This is a genomic window from Paenibacillus sp. NPDC057967 (assembly GCF_042887015.1).
Taxonomy (GTDB): domain Bacteria; phylum Bacillota; class Bacilli; order Paenibacillales; family Paenibacillaceae; genus Pristimantibacillus.
The window spans coordinates 216,169-238,520 of sequence record NZ_JBHVQB010000002.1 but is presented as its reverse complement, the minus strand read 5'-3'; the positions used below and the strand labels follow the sequence as shown (position 1 = coordinate 238,520).

Genomic DNA, 22,352 nt, shown 5'->3' with positions numbered 1-22,352 from the left:
AAAGATTCATTGTTACAATGTCCCCATCAACAGGAAAAGGATGAGGACGATGATTCGTCGTTTGAAAAGGTTTAAGAACGTTGCCATTGAATTGCGCTTCTAAGTAAAAGAATTTAAATTACTTGGAAGCGAGGAATATACATGACACAGCATCGGTTCAACCACTGGTCGGAAATCAAATATCTGAAGGATATCGTCACCAATCCAATGATCGAGGTAGGGGAATACTCCTACTACTCTGGTTATTACAATAATCATGATTTTCAAGATGGATGCGTGAGATACCTTTGGGGAGATGAAAAATCAAGAGCATTATTTAATCCCTCCGAAGACTTCGGCTGGATTTTAGATAAATTAATTATAGGAAATTACGTATGCATTGCAAGTGGCGTCATCATTTTAATGGGTGGAAATCACAATCATCGTTCGGATTGGATTACCGTCTATCCCTTTGTCGAGCAGATTGCAGCCTCTTACGAGCCCAAAGGGGATACCATCATTGAAAGTGATGCCTGGATTGGCATGAACGCCATGATTATGCCGGGTGTGAGAATCGGCGAAGGCGCCATTGTAGCAGCGGGATCCGTTGTGATTAAAGATGTGCCGCCCTATACAATCGTTGGCGGCAATCCTGCCAAGGAGATAAAGAAACGCTTCTCGGATCAAGAAATCGACATGTTAAAAGAAATGCGTTGGTTCGATTGGGAACGTAAGGATATTGAGCGAGCCAGCCACATCCTATCAAGCTCTTCAATTGATAAGCTGTATGACTTGTATCAAAGAGAAATAAAAACCAATGGTAATCTTATTCATATAGATTCAACTAACAGGAACGATAGTTAGTCGGATAAAAGAAAAAGAGGGGCTCCTTGCCCCTCTTTATTTATTCTGCCCATGTTCACAAGGATATTTCTTGATCCACGATCGTGTTATACATATACGGGGTGAAAGCATGCATGACATTTATAAACGAAATGTAGAAATGATTTACCGCATTTGTTTTATGTATCTCAAAAATCCAACAGATACAGAGGATGCCGTTCAATCCATTTTCACGAAATTAGTACATTCCAACACGTCTTTTTCTGATCACGAGCATGAGAAGGCATGGTTGATCGTAACAGCCAAGAACCACTGCAGAGATTTGCTGAAAAACTGGTGGAGAACGCGAAGAGTCGAGATCACGCGCTTGCCTGAAGGGGTTTTTGAGGATGAGATTGGACAACCCGGAGAGGTGCTTGAATACCTGCTGGCGTTGCCCGAGAAATACAAAATCGTACTCTATCTCTATTATTTCGAAGATTATTCGGTCAAAGAAATCGCAAGCATGATCAACCGAAAAGAAAGCACGATCCAAACCCAACTGGCGAAGGGTCGCAAGCTCATGAAGCTAAGCTTAGGAGGATATTATGGCAAATAATCATATCAATGAACTATTCAAGGCTATTGCTCCCAACGAGGACCAGAAAGAGAAGATGTGGACAGCCATCGAACAACCGCGCCAGACTTCGTATCCATCAACTCGAAGAGGCCGAGTTGTCTATCGCAAAATACTTATCTCGCTATCTGCCAGCTTACTTCTAATCCTCATCTCGGCAACGGCCTATGCTGCAGTATCAGGTGACATTGAAAAGATGTACGATCACTTTTTTAAAGGTAAAGGACAAACGGTTACCTTTGCAAACGGCGACAGCTTACACTATGAAATAAACGGCAATTCTACAAAGGTGATGGGGGGCGATGGCGATGGGCCTTGGCTCGTGAAGAAATCCTGGGGACGCCTCATCGCAAGCGTAAACGGCGAAAAATTCGATATTACAGATGCGCTTAAAAAGAAGGGCTATTTTTACTACAACTATCGAGACGAAGCTAACATCCTGCACCGCTTGTTTATCGTCAAGAATGCCGGCGGGACCAAAGATTACGCGGAACGGTGGTACTCCCAAATTGAATGGTTGCCCGAGCTGGGCATGACAGGTGGCCGGAGAGGACTTAGCGGACCTTTGTCGGATGTCATCGTAAGGGCTCAATGGGATGCAGACGATGGAAAAGATCTGGATACCGCACTTAAGGACCGCCTTGAGAAGTATTGGAAAGAGTATGGAAATTAGATCTCATTTGGACCTTCTGAGACAGGCCTTGCCTTATGCTTATAATACTCAGCGCTATCTAGAATGGCCATATTAATGAACAGAGGCTATCCGCTCGGATAGCCTCAATCTTTTCATACGCACCAATATATAGTCCAAGTCACATCTCATTTATTCTTTCAGATCAGCCGACTGGCAAGCTCTAGTGCTTGCGATTAGCCCTTACTAGAGTTATTTCGCTTAAAAAAGCATCTATCTGTTGTAATTGAGAATCGTTATCATTTATAATAAAAGATAGTTTCTCATCGCTATGCTGATACGTTTGGAAGGGAATGAAATGACTCCATGAACATGAGTGATCACCTATTGCTATGGAATCAAGCTTCGATCAAAGTGATAGATGTTCGCCACACGGTCTTGGAGCCGGGAGATGAGCTGCGATCCTATCGGTTGCCTGCCAGCACTTTTGTGTATACGATTCGCGGCAGTGCGCAGGTGTGGATGGACGGAAACGCAAGCTTCGTAGATCGGTTTCATGTGCTGCATGGCGGCAAAGGAATGTGCCTGGATATTGCGGTTGAGCACTTTTTCGAATATTATATGATTTTTTATAAAGCCGTTCTGGCCTTGCCTGCACGCCAGCCCTTAGTGAAGCTGATGGAGTCGAACAATCCATTCCAATTGCAATATAGCTTTGCTCCAGACTATCCGCTCCCTCTATACCACCTAGTGGAACGAATGGAGAAAGAGTGGCTGCAGCCGAGCATGTTAGAAAAATTACATATAAAAATCTTATTCTATCAATTTGTACATGAGCTTTTAAGTCAGATGAGCAAGCAAGGCATTCAAGGCAAAAAGGTCGATCTTGTCTCACAAGCCATGCGATACCTTCAAGAGAATTATGGGGATCGTGTCACACTCGACGAGCTTGCCGAACGACTTGATTGCAGCGTGAGCTACTTGTCGCGGAAGTTTAAGCAGACTGTTGGTAAGAGCCCCATTGACTATATGATTGCACTTCGTATCGACAAGGCAAAGGAGCTTCTGCTGAACACAGATGCCACGTTGCAAGAAATTGCGGAGAGCGTTGGCTTCTCGGATGACAGTTATTTTAATCGGATGTTCAAAAAGCATGTCGGCCTTTCGCTAGGTCAATTCAAAGCAAAAGTTCAAAATAATCCTGCCGATCGTTCAAGATATGCAATTGTCCCTCGCAGACTCAGACGTTATAGTGGTAATGGTTATGAAAATCATTATCATTACAAGAAAGAGGGAATCTCACCTATGTACAGCGGAAAAAGAACACCGATGGCTGCATCCTTATTGCTTTGTTTTATTTTGTTACTTAGCGCTTGCTCAACCGGTCCGTCAAATACAAATTCAGGGAATGGCGGCTCTAATGCCGTGAGCACCAATGTCTCGACTGCGAGTCCCGCTCCTTCAGAGGCGCCATCTGCCGAAGCATCTCGCGTCATTAAGCATGCAATGGGAGAAACCACGCTGACAGGCACGCCTGAGCGTGTCGTTATCCTTACGAACGAAGGTACGGAGGCGCTGCTTGCCGTAGGCATTACACCGATCGGAGCCGTCCAGTCCTGGATTGGCGATCCATGGTATGACCATATCAAGGATGACATGCAAGAGGTTACAGCGGTCGGCGACGAGCTGCAGCCGAATATTGAATTGATCGCCAGCTTGAAGCCGGATCTGATTATCGGGAATAAAGTTAGACAGGAAAAGATCTATGAGCAGCTGAATCAGATTGCTCCAACAGTATTCGCGGAGGACTTGGGCGGAGACTGGAAAGTTAACTTCAAGCTGTACATGGAAGCTGTCAATAAGACTGAAGAAGGCGACAAGGCAATGGCAGAGTTCGACCAGCGCGTGACTGAGGTAAAAGCCAAAATTGGCGACAAAGCGAATACCAAAGTATCGGTAGCCCGCTTCTCAGCGTCTCAGGTCCGGATTTATCAGAAGCAAACGTTCTCAGGCGTACTCTTGAACGATCTTGGCTTCGCACGTCCGGAATCGCAGGACAAGGATTCCTTCATTGAAGTCATGTCCAAAGAAACCATTCCTAGCATGGACGGCGATGTCTTGTTCTACTTTGTGACGGAAGCAGCCGGCAAGACGGATGCCGCCAAAGTGGTCGAAGAGTGGATGAATGATCCCCTGTTCAAAAAATTAAATGTCGTGCAAAACAATAAGGTCGTCCAAGTGGATGAAGCGATTTGGAATACAGCGGGCGGCTACAAAGCTGCAAACCTGCTGCTTGATGAGATCGTGGCCTATTTTGACATCAAGTAATTTGACATAAGGAATACGCAAGCTGACGTCGTGCTTATGAGACGTCAGCTTGTTTATGATGAAAGGAATGAATCCATATGGCTTTAGGGCTGCACAGCCGCAGAAGCAAGCAAGCGGGCTTGATCATTGGCTTCCTGCTGCTGCTCGCCGGCATGCTTGCCAGTATCTTGTACGGCATCCATACCTTTGAGATCAGAGATGTATGGCTGGCCTATACCCAATATGACGGCTCCGACGCTCACATTATCATTACGAACACCCGGATGCCTCGTGCGCTCATTGCAGCAGCGGTAGGAGGAAGCCTCGCGATTGCGGGCGCCATTATGCAGGTGCTGACCAGGAATCCGCTCGCCTCTCCTTCCATATTCGGCATTAATGCTGGCGCTGTATTATTTATCGTGATCGCGCTGGCCGTTCTCGGTTCATCTCTGACGATGAGCGGAATGGTTTGGATCGCCTTGGCTGGCGCTGCAGTCACATCGCTGCTTGTGTTCACGCTTGGCTTTCAGGGCAGAAGCGGCTTTGAGCCGATTAGGCTCACACTGGCCGGTGCATCCATTGCGGCATTCGCCTCGTCTATCACTTCCGGAATTATGCTAGTGAACAAGCAATCGCTTGAGGCGGCCTTGTTCTGGATGATCGGTTCGGTGGCAGACAGGAAAATGGATCATCTGCTCATTGTACTGCCTTATCTCGTTATCGGCTGGGTCTTGTCACTGCTATTGTCGGGCTCGCTTAATGTGATGGCACTTGGCGATGAGAGTGCCAAGAGCCTGGGACAGCGCATGCTGCTCATCCGGGTACTATCTGTAATTGCGGTTGTGCTTCTGGCAGGCAGCTCGGTTGCCACTGCTGGTCCTATCGCCTTCATCGGCTTAATTGTGCCGCATCTATGCCGATATCTGGTGGGGAACGACTACCGCTGGCTCCTGCCCTACTGCGCATTAACGGGGGGCCTTCTGCTTGTATGTGCAGATCTTGTCTCGCGTTTCATCCTTATGCCCAAGGAAGTTCCGGTCGGCGTGGCAACCGCTATTATCGGCGTGCCATTCCTGATCCATGTGGCGAGAAGGAGGAAACATGCATAAAGGAAAAACCCAAAAGGCCGTTTTCATCATAGCCGGATTTAGCCTCGCCATGTTGGCATTATCTATCGTCTGCTTGTCTTTTGGCGGGACGAGCATCCCTTTTAAGGAAACCTTTCTGTCGCTCATCGGCAAGAACGAAGAAGCAAGCGACTTGATCATTATACAGTTCCGTTTGCCGCGTATCCTCGCCGCCATATTGGTTGGAGCTGCTCTGGCGGTTGCCGGTGCCGTACTTCAAGGGGTCATTCGTAATCCGCTCGCCTCCCCCGATCTGCTGGGTGTGACAGGAGGAGCTTCGGTAGCTGTCGTCGCATTCATGACTCTGGTCACCGGTTATAGCATTCACTGGGTACCGGTTATCGCTGTTGCCGGGGCGTTTCTTACCGCTTTGATCAACTATGTATTAGCTTGGAAAAAGGGGATTTCCCCTTTTAGACTCGTCCTAATCGGCATAGGCATATCTACCGCAATGGGCGCGCTGACGATGTTTTTACTTATCAGCGGTCCCGCCTACTTAGCCGCACAAGTGCTGAACTGGATGACAGGAAGTATTTACGGGACGAATTGGACGTATATCGAGGTGCTTTGGCCGTGGGTCGCTGTATTTATCCCGTTATCCTTTCTTTTCGCCAAAGAACTTAATGTCCAATCACTAGGAGAAGCGACTGCCGTCGGACTTGGTAGCAGGCTTCAGCTTAGCCGGATGGTCTTGTTGTTCTTCAGCGTGGCGCTCGCGGGAGCTGCTGTCGGCGTTGCAGGTATGGTCTCGTTTATCGGATTATTGGCGCCGCATATGGCCAGGAAGCTTGTCGGTCATTCGTATAAGCTGATCATCCCCTTATCGGCAGTGCTAGGCGCCATCATTTTGTTGCTCGCGGATCTAGCCGGGCGAATGCTCTTCCTGCCGCTCGATATCCCTGCGGGCGTCTTCACCGCCGGAATCGGCGCGCCTTTCTTTATGTACCTGCTATTTAAGCGGAAAGCTGCGTGATGAGGCATCTGCCGCTGCATGATGTAAACGGCATAATAGGGCACCTCGAAGTGCCCTATTATCTATCATTATTTCCCTACGTATGTCTTTGCGAGTGCGACCATATCGGCTTTTTTCAAATCTCCGCTTATTTCTAAAGTAATGACGTTAAGATCAGCCGTTTTATAGCTAACTACTAAGTAATTCTCTCCATTAAACATTGCCAATATATCATCTGTAATCTCAACATATTCCCATGAAGCTCCATAGTTCATTTCCAGCGTCTTGCTGGGATCTCGCAAAGAATCCGTCATATGCCCGTCTAGATATTGTCTTACCACAATATCTGTTTGTTTCCACTGAAAGAAATCGTAAAATCCGCTCACAAACCATTCGTCTGCTGTCTTCACGCGATAATTAGGGTCCCTCGGCACGACACCAAACGAATTCACAAGTGTGAACTTGCTATCTTGCGGCCTCAATAAAGGGTATGACAATTGCTTTGCAGCTTCATCCACGGATAGCGTCACCCAAACATCTGACATTTTGGATAAAAACGCCTCAAGCTCCTCCTTAAAGGATAGTCCATCCTTATTCGCAAGCACGGGTATACTCTTTCCATTATTACTAATATGAATTTGGATTCCATTCCAATTGGTTTTGAGGAGAGCAGCCGCGCTTACCGATGCAGTAGAAATCAATAACAGGACACACACCGTAGCCCAGATGGGGCTGATCCTGAACCACTGCCGTTTTTCAATGCGTTGATTCCTATGGCAGGCATGTACTTTTTGCATCACTTTACCAGCTATCTCAGCCTCGGGTATCCTGGTTTCTTTCATATTGTGAATTAATCGATCAATATTCAAATCGTTGTTCATATCGGGTGCCCTCCAATTGGTTTCGATTTTTTATTAACTTCACCTTAATGCGTTCGAATCGCTTCCGCACTGTAGCAGAGCTAATACCCAAGATAGCTGAAATTTCTTGGAAAGGCCGATCTTCGATGACTCGCAATGCCAGAATCTCCTTCTCTGCCGCGTTTAAACCCTCAAGCAGCTGCAGCTGTACATCCGCTTTATCGGAAAATGCCTGTTCGGCACTCTTTTCATTACCGTCATTCCTAAACAAAGGCATCAGGTGGTACCATTTATTATTCCTTTTGAGCAATGTCCTGCAATGATTCGACGCAATCTTATACAACCATGCCAATAGCAACTCGTCACTTTCATGCCGGTAGCTTGCCAAATTCCGATATGCCTTAAAAAAGACCTCTTGCGCTGCGTCCTCAGCTTCCTGCCGATTGCCAAGCATGAAATAACAAAACGCAAATATCTTTCTTTCAAAATGGCGAACAATTATCTCAAATGCATGAACATCTCCGTGCAGAACCTGATCAATGTGTTTCTTAAAATCCATGATTATGAACCTCCTTTCTCTTTTCATTTTCTTGTCTGCTTACCATGTATAACTATCCAAGTGGGCCTAATGTGACCGCATGGCAATATTTCAATTAAATACAAAAGAGTTCAGGTATGTTCCCCTGAACTCTCATTATAGTACTACCATAGCACATCCATTCAACTAATTGATTCAAGCCTGCCACATCTCATTTTCGAACCATTCCTTCATAACGCTAGAGAATTTCTGCATATTCTAGCAAACGAACGATAATTGCAGCAACCTGCTCTCTCGTCACTTGATCTTTTACGGACAGCTTTCCGTTGTTGCCCATAATAATCCCTTCTCGTACGGTGAAGGCAATATCTTTTCTGGACCAGTCGCTAAGCTGCTCTAGATCGCTGTATCCTCCAAGGATTCGGTCAACTTCAGAGTCGGATAATCCATTTTTAGAATCAAGATAGTCCAGCACTCTCGCTACAATGACCATCGTTTCTTCTCTTGTAATCTGCTGTGTTGGTCGATAAGCTCCGTCCGGGTAACCATTCATAAAACCAAGCTCCGCCACCGCTGCTACAGCATCTGAATACCATGCCCCTGCAGCAACATCGGTATAATTCACGCTGCCGGAGATGTTTACTAGCCCAAGAGCCTTGCTAATGATACTAGCAAATTCTGCTCTGGTTATAGCGCGAGTCGGTTCAAAGATTGATTCATTCACACCATTCAGGATAAGCTTGGAGGCCAATTTCTCAATAGCTGCAACTGACCAGCCAGAAATGTCTGTAAATCCAGGCTGCTTGCGAATCAGCGTATAGGTGCCTGCTCCGTAGTTGGTTACATGAACCTGATAGCTTTGACCATCTATTGAGATTGTCGCTAATACCGGGCTTTGTACTTCATTAGGCAGAAGCTTCAACAAGGCTGTTGGCAGTTCCCCCGCCCCCATTGAGCTTAGCACGATTGTTCCAAGCTCTTGCAGCTGCAGCGGATGAACTCCTTCACTACGTGCCGATAGCTCAATTGTGATCGGAGCTCCAATTAATTGATAAGCGCCTTTTACTGCTTGCTCCTGTGCATGAGTCAGCACTTCTCCGGCTTCATGCTTTATGCCAACTACAAAGCTGTTGCGATTTGCCGTTAGCATTTGCTTTAAATCCTGATTGCTCAATAGATATTGTAAACCTGGTGTTACAAATAGTAGACTATTGCCGTTTGCGGCAAGCTTATCCAGCGCTTTATCGGAGATTATGAACTTGGCATCTGAATATTCCCCAGTTAAGCTCAATTCAACAGTCTGATTTTCATGCGATTTATTTAACGACGTAAGCTGCTCCTCTGTTACATGAACCTCAATAGAGCTTCCCTGATCATTGATCTGACCTTCAATTGAAATTTCAGGTCCCTGTTCACCTAGCTTCAGTACACCATGCGTTGGTGCTGGAGTTTCGGTAATAGGTATGTTCACTGCGTACTTGATGGTTACTGTAGCGGTATCCGAATAGTCTGTACCGTCAAATACCCGATAAGTAAATGCATAAGTGCCATTTTGATTATGATCCAGTGTAAAAGTAAATGCTCCTGTGTTAGTATTAAGCACGACTTTCCCCTTTGATGGAGCATCCACCATATGATAGGTTAATGTATCCCCTTCTATATCCTTGGCGGCAAGAGTTCCTTCTGCCGGGCTAAAATTCGTTTTGGTCAGATCCAAATCTTCAACCACTGGAGCATCATTTACCGCTGCAACCTCAATAGTCAGAACGGCGTCCGCAGCTGCTGCAACACCATCTGCGCTGGCATTCCACACTAGCTGCTCAGTTCCAAACCAATGTAATTGCGGTACATAGACAAGCTTGACAAGCTGATCGGCTGTAATGACTGCTCCAGCTTTAATCTCTTGATCCTCCAGCATAAGCAAGCCATGCTCCGGCAATGTGACTAGCGTATAGGAGTCCGGCTTCATGCCATCGTCATTCGTATAGGTGAAATCTGACAGTGCCAATGTATACTGCGTATCTTCGATCGCATTTACCGTATTATTATTCAGTTTAGGAATAGAGCGATAAATAATCGTGGCACTTGCGATGTCGGAAACATTGCCCGCCTCGTCCGTAATTCGTACATAGATTTGCTTGGTACCAAATCCACTGCTTACCGTCCACTTTTTATGTTGAGTATAGCTTTCCGCAGGCAGCCAGCTAATGCCATCATGAGACAATTCCATGACTAGCTTGGCCGTCTTCAGATCTCGCCCTGGGTCAGATGCTTCAATCATCAAATCAACAATATTGCTGAATGTAAGCTCTGCTTCATCTTCAACCGCAATAAATACAATTGGTTTTACTGTATCTACATAGATTGAACTAGAAGTCGTATATTCGTTTCCAGCATGATCAACAAATCTAACATAAACGGTTTTTTTGCCATTGCCTTCTACAGACCATTGCTTTGCATTCGTATACGCTTCAAGCGCTGACCACGTTGCTCCATCCGATGAGAACTGAATTCCAGCCAGTTCACTTGGATCAGAAGTTGTTGTTACTGTTAGCTCAAGCTTTAGCGAATTTGTGAAATCATCGTTATGGTTAATGACTAGCTGTCCTGTTGGCGCTACCGTGTCCAGTGTAATGCTTGCCTGAGCTGCGCCTGTATTGCCCGCTCGGTCAATGAATTGGACATAAACGGTTTTACTGCCGTCACCTGCCGGCAATGTATAGCTTATGCTTGGGCTGTACGCTTGTTCACCTGACCATGTCACATTGTCATTAGAGATCTGTACCTTAACGACATCGTTCACACCTGCTCCTAACATGAAGTTAAGGGTTACCTCCGCAGCTGTTGTATAAGCAGCTCCGCCATTTATTGCAACTGTTCCTGTTGGCGCCACCGCGTCTAATGTAAGGGTTGAAGTGTATACAGGCGATACATTGCCCGCCCCATCCATAAGCTCAACTGTTATCTTTTTCTCTTCATTTGTGCTTCCTACGTCTATGATGAAGCTATCCGTATAAGCGATCGTTATTGGCGTTGTTCCATTGATGGCGTATCGAATGTGTACAATATCCGTTACTCCGGTTGCTGGCTTCACTTCAACCGTAACATTCGCATCATTCGTATACAATTTACCCTCGTTCACCACGACGTTGCCTGTTGGCGCAACTCGATCCAGGATAACGGTTGCCGTTAATACCGTTGTGTTGCCTGCCAGGTCTGACAAGCGGACCTGCAAGGTTTTTACGCCGTCTTTCTCTGTATCTTGCAGTGGGTACGTCTGTGCACTATTGCTGTAAGCTGCTCTAGCTTTGTAAGGCTGACCAGCCTCGCCCAGCTCCATAAAGCTGGCATCGCTGCTTGTAACCGTAAGTGCCACGCTTGTATCATTCGTGAGGACAGGTGATGTGATGGTAAGCGTGCCTGTTGGCGCTGTTGTATCCATCACAATGCTGTCTTGAGCTGTGCCTGTATTGCCTGCCCGGTCTATGAACCGAACGTAGACGGTCTTGCTGCCGTCACCTGCCGGCAATGTGTAGCTCATGCTTGGGCTATACGCTTGTTCACTCGACCATGTCAAATTATCATTCGAGAACTGTACCTTAACGACATCGTTCACGCCTGCTCCTAATGTAAAGTTAAGAGTCACTTCAGCAGTTGTTGTATAGGCAGCTCCTGCATTAATCGCGACTGTCCCTGTTGGTGCTTCTGTGTCTAATGTAAGGGTTGAACTATACACAGGCGATACATTGCCCGCCCCGTCCATAAGCTCAACCGTAATTTCTTTCTCTCCATCTGTGCTTCCCACATCTAGGATGAAGCTATTCGTATAAGCGATCGTTGTTGGCGTTGATCCATTGATAGTGTATCTCATACTAACAATATCCGTTACACCCGTTGCTGGCGTCACTTCAACTGCAACATTCGCATCATTCGTAAACGATTTACCCTCATTCACCACGACGTTGCCTATTGGAGCAACTCGATCAAGGGTAATCGTTACAGTTAATACCGTTGTGTTGCCTGCCAGGTCTGACAAGCGGACCTGCAAGGTTTTTACGCCGTCTTTCTCTGTATCTTGCAGTGTGTACGTCTGTGCGCTATTGCTGTAAGCTGCTCTAGCTTTGTAAGGCTGACCAGCCTCGCCCAGCTCCATAAAGTTGGCATCGCTGCTTGTAATCATAAGTGTCACGCTGGTATCATTCGTGAGGACAGGTGATGTGATGGTTAGCGTGCCTGTTGGCGCTGTTGTATCCAACGTAATGCTGTCTTGAGCTGCGCTTGTATTGCCTGCACGGTCTATGAATCGGACATAGACGGTTTTGCTGCCGTCACCTGCCGGCAATGTGTAGCTCATGCTTGGGCTGTACGCTTGTTCACTCGACCATGTCAGATTGTCATTCGAGAACTGTAAGCTGGCAACATCCGTCACACCTGCTCCTAAAGTGAAGTTTAGGGTTACCTCCGCAGATGTTGTATAAGCAGCTCCTCCATTAATCGCAACGGTTCCAGTTGGAGCCACTGTGTCTAGTGTAATAGTTGAGGTATATACCGGCGATACATTGCCTGCCTCATCGATAAGCTCAACCGTAATTTCTTTCTCTCCATCTGTGCTTCCTACGTCTATGATGAAGCTATTCGTATAAGCGATCGTTGTTGGTGTTGATCCATTTATGGCGTATCTCATATCCGCAATATCCGTTACACCTGTTGCTGGCGTCACTTCAACTGCAACATTTGCATCATTTGTATATAACTTTCCATTATTAACCACTACAGTGCCTGTTGGCGCAACTCGATCCAGGATAACCGTTACTGTTAATACGGTTGTGTTTCCAGCCAGGTCCGACAAGCGAACCTGCAAAGTTTTCACGCCATCATCCTGCGTATCCTGAAGCGTGTATGTCTGCGCGCTATTGCTATAAGCTACTCGCGCTCCGTAAGGCTGACCCGCTTCGCCCAGCTCCATAAAGTTGGCATCGCCGCTAGTTACCGTGAGTGTCACGCTTGTATCATTCGTTATTGCTGATGCGATAGCTAACGTTCCTGTTGGCGCTGTTGTATCCATCACAATGCTGTCTTGAGCTGTGCCTATATTGCCCGCCCGGTCAATGAACCTAACGTAGACAGTTTTGCTGCCATCGCCTCCAGAGAGTGTATAGCTCATACTTGCGCTGTACGCTTGTTCACTTGACCACGTTAGATTGTCGTTCGAGAACTGTACGCCGACGACATCCGTTACACCTGCTCCTAACGTGAAGTTAAGCGTTACCTCAGCAGCTGTTGTATACGCTGCTCCGCTATTGATAACTACTGATCCTGTTGGCGCTACTGTATCCAGCGTCACTGTAGCGCTATAAACTGGAGATACATGCCCTGCTCCATCAATAAGCTCTATCGTAATGATTTTTGCTCCATCCGTGCTACCTACATTAATCGTAAAGTTATCCGTGTAAGCAAAAGTCGTTGGCGCTGCTCCGTTAATTGTATAGCGAACGCTCACAATATCTGTTACTCCTGTGGCTGGCGTCACATCAACGTATACATTGGCATTATTCGTATAGGCTCTGCCATCATTCACAACAACTGTCCCTGTTGGCGCTGTTGTGTCCAACAGTATGCTATCTTGAATAACCGTAATATTACCTGCTCGATCAATCAAACGTACATATACCGTTTTATTGCCATCTCCTGCTGGCAACATATAAGTTCTACTTGTGCTAAAGGTTTCGATACCTGACCAAGAACTATTGTTATCTGAATATTGTACGCCTACCACATCGGTCACACCGCTGTCTAACGCTAGATTCAACATCACTTCACGAGTTGTTGTATAGGAATTGCCATTATTAATAACAACAGAACCTGTTGGCGGAACCGTATCGAGTGTAACGGTTCTTTGGTATATTGGAGATTCATTTCCTGCACCATCAACGAGCTGGAAAGCCAAAACCTTATCTCCGTTAGCGGCTCCTATGGCTAGCATAAAGCTTGGAATATAAGGCATCTGAGTAAATGGGTTCCCATTAACCGAATATCGTATATGAGTAACATCATTTACTCCCACATCTGGCGTCACGTGAACCGATACACCAGCAGAATTCGTATACTGTTGGCCTAGATTCACAATCACCCTCCCTGTCGGGGGGGTCTTGTCTATTCTAAATTGGATCGTTTCTGATTTGCTTCCATATGTAACGACAAGGGTGTATGAGCCCTCAACAGTTAATGTTGTACCGCTCGTAAAGAAGGCTCCATTAATCGTCGCCGTACCCATATTAAATAGTGGCGTTACATTGGTATTGTATACACCACCATTGATAACACCTGTTATTTCAATGCTAATTTTTTCCGTATAGGTAACTATTAAATATGGTCGAATGCTAGTGGTAACATTACTTTCGTTTGTTTGAATATAATGATCTAGAAATGCAATATTAGCATCTTGTGCTTCTTCAGCTGAAAAGCCTGAGAGGATAAATGTAGCTCTTGGGGTGGATTTAAGAGATTCTTGTGTAATATAGCTCGTAAAATCGATAGGACCAAGAGTTGGCTTGTTAAGAGGAACATTGTTTGCTACAGAAATAGATTGTGTGGAGCCAGGAGCAGGTGCTGGTAATGTATAGGAAGTTACAAGATCTTGAGTCCATCCATGACTTGTGCTTGCTGAAGCTTTGAATGTGAAGGGAACTCCACTTCTCAGACTGCCTCCAGTTACAGGAAAGTACAGATTTGCACTTTCAATCTCATACCCGGCTGGGGTCGGTGGCAAATCATATTTGAGCAGGGATTGAACTTCAAGGGGTCCTCCAAAGCTTCCTTGATAGCCTACATCAAGATAGCCCAAACCACCATCTTCATACATAAACTTTCCTGCACCAATTCCTTCGTAAACGATTGTTGTATCTTCTATTGCATAAATAGGTGTCGTGACTATATTTGCAGACACAACATCTTGATTATTAAAAGTAAAGATGAGTCCAATACTAGCAACTAAAAGCACGATGGCAACAAGCTTCTTTTTCACCAATTACACTTCCTTCCGCACTAGGTACTATTTAAAATAATATTTAAGATAGTTAATTTAATTTCATAGTAACACTTTTATCCATTTAAAGGTAGTTTTTTAAACTCATTTGCCGAATTGCCCTCCTGCACCCGTTATACCCACACCTACGAATTGACCATTCTCCTTATCCGATACCCGTTAATTACTCCATCAGCCATTATAATTCGATTTAATAGAATTTGTAGTCCTACTAAAGTTGTACATTTTAATAAGAAAGGAAGCAGTCGTTAAGACTACTTCCCGCTCGTAATTCAGAAGCAAATCATTAGAATGAGAATGAAAGGTATTCCGATAAAGGAGGGAGGAATCGAATCAATTTGATCTTCATACACCTTCTTTTCTCCGCCTATGATTAACCTACTAACAAGTTTTTACCTCAACATACATCTATCATATTTTTTCAACGAGACTCTAAATACACCTGCCAATGTTGCAGAATTCAGATAAGGATGTCCAAAATGATACGTTGTTTTTTCCATTTGTTCTCCAACAATTTCATTAAACTTACTTGCATCAGTCATTCTTCTATCTGCTAACTCTTCTTCTAAAGACTTACCATATATAAATTCATATTCTTTGATCCCTTGTTTCACCCAAAATGTGTCATAAAATGATGTGCCATAAGCACGGAGCCAATCCCACATAATATCCCTATCGGCAATGTTAGGATTCTCCAAATGACATCTGTGGCATAATAAAACAAGATTAGAAGCCTTATCTTCACCACCCAAAGAATGAGGAATAATATGACATCGTTCTAATGACTGTTTGTATCCACATCTCCAACATCTTTCATGCGCTTCGGATGCATCTACACTTAATCCACACTCATCTACAATAGAAAACCAATACCCCACAATTTCCTTTATGGAAGTTTTAATATTTTGATTTGCCATGTTCATGCTCCTCTCATCATTAATATTAACGACTGTTTCTTGTATCAACTATTTAATTCCGATAGTTTCGGCTTTCTTTTAGACAAGTAGACAGGAGCGAATATATGAAAGCTGGTCATCCAGCGAATAGGGATCCTCGAATGAAAAACGGTAAGGATTGCTGAAGTAGACCTGCCCCGCTTGTACAGCGGGGAGGCTGTTCCAGATTTCACTTCCCGTCAATGCGGATATATCGTCATAGCTGGATACGAAAATATGCTCGCCGGCATAAGCAGGCAGATCATTCACTTCAATAGGAACGCTGACCACCGTTTCATTCATGATTTTCCGTTGGACAGGAGGCACCTCGAGCCCGAGCGATCGATATAGACTGTAACTCCCGTATCCCCCATGTTCACCCAATACGAATAGCTTGCCTTGCATCAGCAGCAAGTTGGTTACGGAGCAGAAGACGCCATGTTTATTCTGAATCTGCTTACGCGTCTGTTCTGCGCGCCACTCATAATCCCCGATCCATTCCTCCGCGAGCTTGTTTTTTTCAAAAATTCGACTCATCTTCCGCAGCTTTTCAAGCGGTTCCAGGCTTTGATAGGGGATCAGCACGGTAGGAGCAATTTGCATCAGATCGTTGTATTGCTGCTCGTTTTGCGTGACGATAAGATCGGGCTGCAGCATGGATATACGAGACAGACTGACGGGAAATCCTGTACCCAAATCAATTGTCCCCTTCTCCACACATTTTTTGCGCTGCCCTGCAGATAGAAAGCTCTCTTTGAGCATCTGGGTCCGCACGCCTACTGGAACAACATCCAGCTTCAATAACTCCCCCATATATTGATCGGCTACAACGCGCATCGGGGTCATCGTCGGCGTGAAAATACGATACTGCTGCTGCTTGGTGCGCGCATATTGGCGCGGAGACAATCCGACAGTTTGTTTGAATCGGCGATAGAAATAGCTTTCTTCCCGATAACCGACGGCTTGTGCGATATCCGCCAGTTGACCGCCACCAAGCAACAGTTGCTTCGCTTTCCTGATGCGGAGCTCCGTCAAATACTCATTGACGCTTCTGCTGGTCATTTGTCGGAATAACTGCGTGAATTGCCGCCTGCTCATCTGGGCTTCATTGGCCAGCTTGTCCACCGTAATATCCTCATAGTAGGCGCTTTGCATATATTTCACGGTAAGCTGCACGGCATTAACGCTATTCTGCTCCTGCAATCGCCCGGCGTGAAGCCTGCGTTCCATCAAAAGCCACATCATCCATTCTTGAAATTGAATATGATACGCCATTTGCATGAAGGGGTCCGTATGCAGCCGATTGTCATATAGCTGATTCAACCCCGTCGTCAGCCGCTGCGACGAGACCTTCCATTGTTCTCGATTAGGCACAAGCATGGGGTGCTGAGCTTCCAGCCTGTTGGGATCACCACCCGTGACATGCATCGAATACGATACCATATACCAGTCACTGGCATAAGGATCGACAGGCTGAATACGGAAAGTTGCCGGTGAAGCGAAGGACATCACCTCGCCAGCCGACAAGCTTGACTCTCCCCACGCGCCGGAAATTAGTAGTTCTCCTCTTAAGACAGCAATCAATGAATATTGGTCTAAGGAATAGGAGGCTTCGCTTTGGGATGCAGTGCAGCTCTGAATTTGATGCAATCTGAATGATATCGATTGTGCGTAGGGAACGTCTAGGTCCGATTGTTCTGCCATGAGACTTTTTCCTTTCCGAGAACATAATCAACTCGCCATCCGCATTAGGCGGATAACGAGTTGATAGGTTTGGTCATTTTTATTGGCTTTGAGTTAGCAGATCGGTGACAATGCCGAGCTGCGCTTCCAGTGAATAGGGATCATCCATTGCAAAAATCTTGGAATCGTAAAAGTACACTTGATTATTTTTGACAGCGGGAACGCTTTTCCAGAAATCGCTTTTCATCAGTTCATCTGCCTTGCTTTCATCGACCACCGTAATAAAGGCATGATCGCCCATATATTCCGGAACCACTTCCATGGACAGCTCCGAGCTTCCCATATCCTTACCGCGCAGCACTTCCGCATGTTCCGTTGTCGGAAGCTTGAGGGCGTCATAAATCAAATAGCCGCCATATGCTCCGTTAGGGCCGAATACATACACATTGTTTTGGAAGACGGCCATGACCGATACGGTCTCGCCTGGCTTTAATCGGCCGGCGCTTACAATTTTCTCGCCTGCAGTTGCGAGTTTGGCATCGAACTCTGATATCCATTGATTGGCCACATCGGTTTTGTTGAACAAATCAGCAATGTCCAGAAATTTATCCATCGGCGATTTGTATTTCTCCGACCAATAAGGCATATGAACGGTTGGAGCGATTTTGCTATATTGCTCTTGATTAGCCGGCAATGCGTTAATAATCAGATCCGGCTCTACCAATGTCAGCTTCTCCAGATTAAGCGGGAATCCTCCCAAATCCTCTATGCCATCCAATGCGCCCTCCTCCAGATTCGCGTAAGGAATCCAGGTTTCCTTCAGCATATTCTCGCGCACGGCTATCGGTTTAATGCCCAGCTTCAGCAACTGCCCCATATGCTGATCAGCCGCTACTCTCATAGGTTCAAATGGCACATCGGTCACACCTGAGGCATGCTCGAACGAACGCATAGCCTGCTCAGGCTGCTGCCCTGACTGTTGCCCAGACTGCTGGCCACAAGCGGCGAGCAATGCTGTTATAACTCCTATCACGCATAGACGCGCGACAACGATCTTAATTCCACTCACTCCTCTAACCTCCATCAATCAAGAATGATAATCATTATTAATTACATGGTTTATTATAGAGTGATTAGTCCGTTTACTCAATACACAAATGGGCAATTTATCTGGACTTTCGGGCTTTCGATTCGTCCGAAAATAGCTCTTTGCCTCGGCGTATCCTCATACTTTCGATTAATTTCCAGGACTTTAGACCCGTATTATGACTGCGCTTAGAAGTTTTGGATAAAGTGTATAAGATTCGCTTATGTCCTTTGTTCCTTGAAACACATAATTTCCAGATGTTACATTTAGATCATGCAGTATAGTGACTACTAAATTTGGGAGGAAGGCTGACAACATGGGAATGCGGGGATATTACTTTGCTATGGCTGACAACCTGGTGCAGCAAGTCGCTGCGGGAGACATTACATTAAAGAGTTTAAAAATAGACAATTATCCTGGATTAGACATTGATAGATCCTGGGAGGCGATTCACTACTTGCTATGTGGAAATATTTCCGATGGAGAGCCCCCTCTTGGCTATGTGGTTCCGCTGACATCAGACAAGGGCATCGAATTTGGCTCATTCGGGGCGTTTTCCTTGCGTGCCGAGCAAGTTGCAGCAGCGCTGCAGGCTATGTCTGAGCTAGATGAAGCTCAGCTCCGCTTGCGTTATGATTTTCCCACCATGCTCAAGGAAGAAGTATATCCTCTTGAGCCGGGCGTCGTTTCAGACGAGGATGCGGACGCGTTCTTCACTTACCTACTGCAGCATTTTAACGAAATTCGGCGTTTCTTCAGCCAATCTGCAACGGAGGGCAAAGGTCTCATCTTCTATATTTTCTGATTACGCCCAAGCTGAGTGTACAAGGCAAAAGAGACCTGGATCTCAATGGATTCCAGGTCTCTTTTTGAGCGTTGCTATTAAATCAGATCGGATTTTTGAAGCAGACGCTGGATAACCGTCGCAACCTCGGCTCTCGTAATGTAAGCCTTAGGTGCGAGTTGCGTATTGCTTCTTCCCATAATAATGCCTGCTTGAATGTTATCCGCAACGCTGCTCTTCGCCCAATCGGACAAAGCGGGTGCGTCTGCAAACGGATGAAGCAGCGATTCAGCCGATTGCGCCAATAGTTTAGCGTTTAGGCCGGTAATCTTCATCGCCCTGACGACGATAACCATTGCCTGTTCACGCGTAATCTTGTCGTTCGGGCGGAACGTACCGTCCCCGAATCCGTCAATCAATTGGTATGCGACTGCCGTACTGATTGCGTTATTATACCAATCCGTCCCTTTGACATCCAAGAAAGGAGCGGCTTCTTTGCTCGGTTTCAACCCCAGTCCACGGACGATAATCGCCACAAATTCGGCGCGGGTAATGTCCCGATTTGGACTGAACTTGCCATCGCCCGTGCCACTCGCAACCATGCGGGACCCCATGTCGTTCACCGCATCTTTGGCCCAATGTTTCTCGACATCGCTGAATTCGAGAGGATGCCACACGACCGAGTACGTGCTGTTGGTCAAGCTGTTGATGACGGCGTAATACCTGCCATCGATCACCGTGATCTTGGTCGGCACATGGCGAGAAGTGCCATCCGGATCGACCACAACACCAGTCGTAATCTTGTTCGGATCGACGCCATCCGGAATTGCAATAGCACGTTCAACATATACGCTGAAGGTTGAAATCTCTATCGTCTTGTCGCCATAGGTACCCTTGACGATAAAGTCCATCGCTGGCATTACAGGCGTAAAGCCTCCGTTCGCTGCCGCTTGCGCGACAACCTTCGCCATATCAGCCGGCGTTGAGCCAAATTGAAGCTCTACCTTGATGTCCTGCAGCGAAACATTTGTTCCGAATTGCTTCGATAACTCATTCATGTTGATCTGAACGGAAGGCACGGTGTATATTGCACGATCAGTCTTTACAACAAGAGTAGCCTGCAAGTCTTCCATTTCTTGAATCAACTGACCATTAAGCTGAGCTACCACCACATCGGAATTGGTTTTCACCGGAACCGTCACGACCGCGCCAAACCCTTCAGTCGCAAGCTTCTCTTCAATTTTCTTTTGATTAACGATGATGATCGTCGCCGATTGACCGTTAATTGTAGCCGCTTTTGCTGTGCCTGCATTTTCGGCTTTGCCATTAACCAAAACAATGACGCTGGATTCAGATTCGCTTGAATCTGTGGATTCTGAAGGGTCCTGTGACGGCAACGGAGTTGAGCCACCGTTCCTAACGGTTACAACTATCGTTTTGATATCCGTTGCTCCGGTGATTTCTACCCACGTAGTACCGTCCCACGTTTGCTTCTGGAATGTCGCTGTTACCGTATAGCTTCCAGCGGCCGAAGGCTTGTAAGAAGCCGTGTACTTGCCGTTATTATCCTTCGTGAACGTACCCGTCTTACCGCTCTCTGTCGAGCTCCAGCCTACCGGCACGTAACGCTCGTCACCGACTAATGCTCCGTCCGCCGATTGCCGGTCGCCTGCAGCCGTCATCGTGACCGTCCCGCCCGAGGTTACACTGCTCGAGCTTGCGCTGACACTGTTGTTGCCAGCATTCGCTTCCATCGGTTCCGTCGGTTCAGGTGTGGCCGTTACCTTCACTGTTGTCGTCTTCGTATCCGTCGCTCCGCTTACATCGCTCCACGTCGTACCATCCCACTTCTGCTTCTGGAACGTCGCCGTTACCGTGTAGCTTCCAGCGGCCGAAGGTGTGTAAGCAGCCGTGTACTTGCCATTATTGTCCTTCGTGAACGTACCCGTCTTGCCGTTCTCTGTCGAGCTCCAGCTTACCGGCACGTAACGCTCGTCACCGACAAATGCTCCGTCCGCCAATTGCCGGTCGCCCGAAGCCGTCATTGTGACCTTTCCACCCGGCGTTACGCTGCTCGGGCTTGCGCTGACACTGTTGTTGTCGGCTTTCGCTTCCGTCGGCTCCGTCGGTTCTGGTGCGGCCGTGACCGTCACCGTTGTCGTCTTCGTATCTGTCGCTCCGCTAACATCGCTCCACGTCGTACCATCCCACTTCTGCTTCTGGAACGTCGCCGTTACCGTGTAGCTTCCAGCGGCCGAAGGTGTGTAAGCTGTTGTGTACTTGCCGTTATTGTCCTTCGTGAACGTACCCGTCTTGCCGTTCTCTGTCGAGCTCCAGCCTACCGGTACATAACGCTCGTCACCGACAAACGCTCCGTCCTCTGACTGCCTGTCGCCTTCAGCCGTCAGTGTGACTGCTGTGCCTGGCTTTATGCTGCTCGGACTTGCGCTGACACTGTTGTTGTCGGCTTTCGCTTCCGTCGGCTCCGTCGGTTCTGGTGCGGCCGTGACCGTCACCGTTGTCGTCTTCGTATCCGTCGCTCCAGCGACCGCCACCCACGAGGTACCGTTCCACGTTTCCTTCTGGAATATTGCGGTTACCGTATGATTTCCAGCGGCCGAAGGCTTGTAATTAGCCGTGTATTTGCCATTATTGTCCTTCGTGAATGTACCCATCTTGCCGCTCTCTGTCGAACTCCAGCTCACCGGCACGAAACGCTCGTCACCAACCAATGCGCCGTCCGCCGTTTGGCGGTCGCCATCAGCCGTCAGCGTGACCTTTCCGCCCGATGTTACGTTGCTTGGATTTGCGTTAACACTGTTGTTGCTTGATTTTGCTTCTGTCGGTTCCGTCGGCTCAGGTGCAGCTGTTACTGTCACCGTTGTCGTCTTCGTATCCGTCGCTCCGCTCACATCGCTCCACGCCGTACCATTCCACGTTTGCTTCTGGAACGTCGCCGTTACGG

14 protein-coding genes are annotated in these 22,352 nt (G+C 46.8%); 7 read left to right on the top strand and 7 right to left on the bottom strand.

Features of this window, described 5'->3' with window-relative positions:
- Positions 1-141: 141 nt before the first annotated feature.
- From ACFVSO_RS05535 to ACFVSO_RS05510, 6 genes are all read left to right on the top strand, one after another.
- The gene (locus ACFVSO_RS05535) at positions 142-843 is read left to right on the top strand and encodes a CatB-related O-acetyltransferase (RefSeq protein ID WP_387470943.1); all 702 of its coding nucleotides are present in this window, start codon (positions 142-144) and stop codon (positions 841-843) included.
- Between the two features lie 109 nt (positions 844-952).
- Positions 953-1,420: an RNA polymerase sigma factor gene (locus ACFVSO_RS05530; RefSeq protein ID WP_387470941.1), complete on the top strand. Its 468-nt coding sequence runs from the start codon at positions 953-955 to the stop codon at positions 1,418-1,420.
- Positions 1,410-2,111 (top strand): hypothetical protein, encoded by a 702-nt coding sequence (locus tag ACFVSO_RS05525; RefSeq protein WP_387470939.1) that lies wholly within the window; start codon positions 1,410-1,412, stop codon positions 2,109-2,111. Before ACFVSO_RS05530 ends, ACFVSO_RS05525 begins: the two co-directional genes overlap by 11 nt.
- A gap of 324 nt (positions 2,112-2,435) precedes the next feature.
- Complete coding sequence (locus ACFVSO_RS05520; RefSeq protein ID WP_387470937.1) at positions 2,436-4,397, top strand: ABC transporter substrate-binding protein; 1,962 nt, start codon at positions 2,436-2,438, stop codon at positions 4,395-4,397.
- A 77-nt stretch (positions 4,398-4,474) separates the two neighbouring features.
- Positions 4,475-5,485 (top strand): FecCD family ABC transporter permease, encoded by a 1,011-nt coding sequence (locus ACFVSO_RS05515; RefSeq protein WP_387470935.1) that lies wholly within the window; start codon positions 4,475-4,477, stop codon positions 5,483-5,485.
- On the top strand, positions 5,478-6,476 hold the full coding sequence (locus ACFVSO_RS05510; protein WP_387470933.1) for a FecCD family ABC transporter permease: 999 nt from the start codon (positions 5,478-5,480) through the stop codon (positions 6,474-6,476). Before ACFVSO_RS05515 ends, ACFVSO_RS05510 begins: the two co-directional genes overlap by 8 nt.
- A 68-nt stretch (positions 6,477-6,544) precedes the next feature.
- Here ACFVSO_RS05510 and ACFVSO_RS05505 read toward each other — a convergent pair whose 3' ends face one another.
- The 6 genes from ACFVSO_RS05505 to ACFVSO_RS05480 all read right to left on the bottom strand — a co-directional run bounded on the left by ACFVSO_RS05505 (position 6,545) and on the right by ACFVSO_RS05480 (position 18,585).
- Positions 6,545-7,336 (bottom strand): hypothetical protein, encoded by a 792-nt coding sequence (locus ACFVSO_RS05505; protein ID WP_387470931.1) that lies wholly within the window; start codon positions 7,334-7,336, stop codon positions 6,545-6,547.
- Positions 7,314-7,874 (bottom strand): RNA polymerase sigma factor, encoded by a 561-nt coding sequence (locus tag ACFVSO_RS05500; protein WP_387470929.1) that lies wholly within the window; start codon positions 7,872-7,874, stop codon positions 7,314-7,316. The genes ACFVSO_RS05505 and ACFVSO_RS05500 overlap by 23 nt, the downstream gene beginning before the upstream one ends.
- Positions 7,875-8,091: 217 nt before the next feature.
- Positions 8,092-14,877, bottom strand: coding sequence for an S-layer homology domain-containing protein (locus ACFVSO_RS05495; protein WP_387470927.1), 6,786 nt, complete (start codon positions 14,875-14,877; stop codon positions 8,092-8,094).
- Positions 14,878-15,290: 413 nt separating this feature from the next.
- Complete coding sequence (locus ACFVSO_RS05490; RefSeq protein WP_387470925.1) at positions 15,291-15,815, bottom strand: HNH endonuclease; 525 nt, start codon at positions 15,813-15,815, stop codon at positions 15,291-15,293.
- A 78-nt stretch (positions 15,816-15,893) separates the two neighbouring features.
- Complete coding sequence (locus ACFVSO_RS05485; protein WP_387470923.1) at positions 15,894-17,360, bottom strand: helix-turn-helix domain-containing protein; 1,467 nt, start codon at positions 17,358-17,360, stop codon at positions 15,894-15,896.
- 256 nt (positions 17,361-17,616) lie between these two features.
- Positions 17,617-18,585 carry an ABC transporter substrate-binding protein gene (locus tag ACFVSO_RS05480; RefSeq protein ID WP_387470921.1) on the bottom strand — a complete coding sequence of 323 codons (969 nt, stop codon included), beginning with the start codon at positions 18,583-18,585 and terminating at the stop codon, positions 17,617-17,619.
- A 334-nt stretch (positions 18,586-18,919) separates the two neighbouring features.
- On the opposite strand from ACFVSO_RS05480, the gene ACFVSO_RS05475 reads away from it, so the two are divergent.
- Positions 18,920-19,408, top strand: a complete 489-nt coding sequence (locus ACFVSO_RS05475) for a YfbM family protein (protein WP_387470919.1) — start codon at positions 18,920-18,922, stop codon at positions 19,406-19,408.
- 77 nt (positions 19,409-19,485) lie between these two features.
- Here ACFVSO_RS05475 and ACFVSO_RS05470 read toward each other — a convergent pair.
- Positions 19,486-22,352, bottom strand: a 2,867-nt coding sequence (locus ACFVSO_RS05470; RefSeq protein WP_387470917.1) for an S-layer homology domain-containing protein, incomplete at its 5' end; no start/stop codon positions are given.

Coding starts and splice junctions, on each gene's coding strand:
- ACFVSO_RS05535 (WP_387470943.1), top strand. CDS start 142: ATGACACAGCATCGGTTCAACCACTGGTCGGAAATCAAATATCTGAAG.
- ACFVSO_RS05530 (WP_387470941.1), top strand. CDS start 953: ATGCATGACATTTATAAACGAAATGTAGAAATGATTTACCGCATTTGT.
- ACFVSO_RS05525 (WP_387470939.1), top strand. CDS start 1,410: ATGGCAAATAATCATATCAATGAACTATTCAAGGCTATTGCTCCCAAC.
- ACFVSO_RS05520 (WP_387470937.1), top strand. CDS start 2,436: ATGAACATGAGTGATCACCTATTGCTATGGAATCAAGCTTCGATCAAA.
- ACFVSO_RS05515 (WP_387470935.1), top strand. CDS start 4,475: ATGGCTTTAGGGCTGCACAGCCGCAGAAGCAAGCAAGCGGGCTTGATC.
- ACFVSO_RS05510 (WP_387470933.1), top strand. CDS start 5,478: ATGCATAAAGGAAAAACCCAAAAGGCCGTTTTCATCATAGCCGGATTT.
- ACFVSO_RS05505 (WP_387470931.1), bottom strand. CDS start 7,336: ATGAACAACGATTTGAATATTGATCGATTAATTCACAATATGAAAGAA.
- ACFVSO_RS05500 (WP_387470929.1), bottom strand. CDS start 7,874: ATGGATTTTAAGAAACACATTGATCAGGTTCTGCACGGAGATGTTCAT.
- ACFVSO_RS05490 (WP_387470925.1), bottom strand. CDS start 15,815: ATGGCAAATCAAAATATTAAAACTTCCATAAAGGAAATTGTGGGGTAT.
- ACFVSO_RS05475 (WP_387470919.1), top strand. CDS start 18,920: ATGGGAATGCGGGGATATTACTTTGCTATGGCTGACAACCTGGTGCAG.